The sequence below is a fragment of the Streptomyces sp. NPDC004561 genome, from assembly GCF_053602155.1.
The window spans coordinates 1-1,929 of the sequence record NZ_JBSGDB010000841.1 but is presented as its reverse complement, the minus strand read 5'-3'; the positions used below and the strand labels follow the sequence as shown (position 1 = coordinate 1,929).

Annotated in this window: 2 protein-coding genes; both read right to left on the bottom strand. The window is 77.3% G+C overall.

Annotated elements, in window-relative coordinates:
* A partial coding sequence (locus ACWEN3_RS45950) for a polyprenyl synthetase family protein (RefSeq protein ID WP_452984325.1) occupies positions 1 to 863 on the bottom strand: 863 nt, incomplete at its 3' end.
* Positions 860 to 1,900 carry a tetratricopeptide repeat protein gene (locus ACWEN3_RS45945; protein ID WP_452984323.1) on the bottom strand — a complete coding sequence of 347 codons (1,041 nt, stop codon included), beginning with the start codon at positions 1,898 to 1,900 and terminating at the stop codon, positions 860 to 862. The genes ACWEN3_RS45945 and ACWEN3_RS45950, both read right to left, overlap by 4 nt.
* Positions 1,901 to 1,929 lie beyond the last annotated feature (29 nt).

Below are 1,929 nucleotides of genomic sequence, written 5' to 3'. Positions count from 1 at the left end.
GCCTCCCCGGCCCGCTCCGGGGAGCCGAGCAGCGCGGGCAGCCGGCGCCCCGCCGGGGAGCCGAGCGCGACGAGCACCGGGAAGGTCTTCCTGCCCTCGCGCAGATCGCCGCCCGCGGGCTTGCCGGTGACCGCCGGGTCGCCCCAGATGCCCAGCACGTCGTCGACCAGCTGGAAGGCGATCCCGAGCCGACGACCGGCCCGGTCCAGCGCGTGGACGGTGGCCTCCGGCGCCCCGCCGAGCGCCGCGCCGAGCGCGGCGGCGCAGCCCAGCAGGGCACCGGTCTTGCCCTCCGCCATCGACCGGTACTCCCGCTCCGTCACCCGCTCCGGGCCCTCGCACGGACGGTCGGCGAAGAGCAGGTCGTCGGCCTGCCCGCGTACCAGGTCCGCGAGGGCCGCCGAGAGCAGCCGTACGGCACCCGGACCCCGGGGCGCGGCCGCGAGGGTGTCCACCGCCAGCGCGAACAGCGCGTCCCCGGCGAGCACGGCGGGGCCCGTGCCGTACGCCTGCCACACGGCGGGGCGGCGGCGCCGGGTGGTGTCGCCGTCCATGATGTCGTCGTGCAGCAGCGAGAAGGCGTGCACCAGCTCCACCGCGACCGCGGCCGGCACACCGGCCTTGCCGTCGGCGCCCGCGGCCTCGGCGCCGAGCACGGCCAGCGCCTGCCGCACGCCCTTGCCGCCCGGTGCGGCGGCGGGCGCCCCGCCGACCTCGCACCAGCCGAAGGAGTACGCGGCCATCTCGGCCACCCACGGGTGCATCCGGGCCACCGCCTCCGTCAGCGCGGGCCGCACCAGTTCCCGGCAGCGGGCGAGGACCTGGCCGGCCGGCGCCCGCACCGGTGAGCCGAGGGCCGTCATCGTGCGACCTCCGCGTCGAGGCCGAGCTCCCGCTGGGCCCGGGTCACCATCTCCCGCGCGTGCCGCAGCCCGCCGCGCTCCAGGACGCGGGCCAGATCGGCGAGTTCGGCGGCGGTCGCGGCGCGGTCGTGGCCCAGCCGGGCGAGGGACTTGGCCAGGCCCAGCCGGGACAGGGCCTCGCCGCGCGGCTCGCTCATCGCGCGGAACTCCTCGAGCGCCAGCTCGTACAGGTCCCGGGCCTCGGCGTACCGGCCGGCCCGGTACAGGACGTTGCCGCGCATCTTGTGGTTGTACGCGAGCGCGCTGGAGAGGTTCATCGCCCGGCAGCTCGCCTCCGCCCGGGACAGCAGCTCCAGCGCCCGCTCGGTGTCCTGGTCGCGGACCGAGACGATGTCGGCGAGACCGCGCAGCGCCCAGGCGTGCCCGCGCCGGTCCTCGGCCCGCTCGGCTATCTCCGCCGCCTCCTCGAACAGCGCGTACGCCCTGTCGTGGTCCCCGGTGTTGCGGTGCATCTGCGCGATGCCCTCCAGCGCCCACACCGTGTGCCGGGCCTCCCCGCGCCGGCGGGCCTCGGCCAGCAGCTGCTCGTGCAGCCGGCCGACCGCGGCGTAGTCGCCCTGGATCCGGCCGGTCTCGGCGAGCCCCGCCAGCGAGTAGCCCCGGACCACGACGTCCCCGCCCCGCTCGCCGAGTTCGGCCGCGAGCCCCAGCAGCCGCCAGGCCAGCGGGAACGCCCCGCGCTGCCGGGCGAGGGTGCCGCCGCTCCAGAGCGCCCAGGCCATGGCGGCGGTGTCCCCGGCCTCGCGGGCGGCGCGGTAGCTCGCCTTCCAGGCCCGGTCGGCGTCCCGCACCTGCCCGAGCCGCCGGTGTGCCTCGGCGACGGCGAGCCCGCAGCGGGCCGCCTCTCCGGGGTGTCCGGACCGTTCGGCCTCGCGCAGCCGCTCGGTGCCCTCCGCCAGCACGTCGACCAGCGAGGAGTTCACGGACAGTGTGGTCAGGGCGCCCTGGTACTCCGGGGCGAAAGCCTTGCCGTACATGCGTACCCTTCTATACACGGAGCGTATAC

What these genes read in the sequence shown, in the direction of transcription:
- ACWEN3_RS45945 (WP_452984323.1), bottom strand. Translation starts at nt 1,900, where the DNA reads ATGTACGGCAAGGCTTTCGCCCCGGAGTACCAGGGCGCCCTGACCACA.